This window comes from Bradyrhizobium sp. sGM-13 (assembly GCF_018398875.1).
In the GTDB taxonomy this organism is placed as follows: Bacteria; Pseudomonadota; Alphaproteobacteria; order Rhizobiales; family Xanthobacteraceae; genus Bradyrhizobium.
Window position 1 is genome coordinate 1 of the sequence record NZ_JAGWDK010000374.1, and the last position, 254, is coordinate 254.

The window sequence follows — 254 nt, forward strand, 5'->3', positions numbered from 1 at the left end:
GTGCGCATGTCGGCACCCATTCGGCTGCCGAGGCAGCGCGCGTCATCTTCCGTTTCGGTCTCTGGCCGGCCGCGCTGGACATCTGGCGTATTTCGTCGAACGATCCTCGTGCCAAGGCTTGGGCGAAAGCACAGTGGAAGGACAGGCAACTCGTCATGCCCGGCCTTGCGCCGTTGCCGCTATCGGCACTGGCTGCAAGAGCGCATGCGAGGAATTTAGTCACCGGCGCGGTGGCGCACAGCTTCTCTCGCTGG

Annotated in this window: 1 protein-coding gene; it reads left to right on the forward strand. The window is 64.2% G+C overall.

Annotation, left to right across the window (positions count from 1 at the left end; translation table 11 throughout):
• Positions 1–254 (forward strand): hypothetical protein (locus tag KJQ96_RS39345; RefSeq protein WP_213291256.1); only part of this gene is annotated, 254 nt, incomplete at both ends.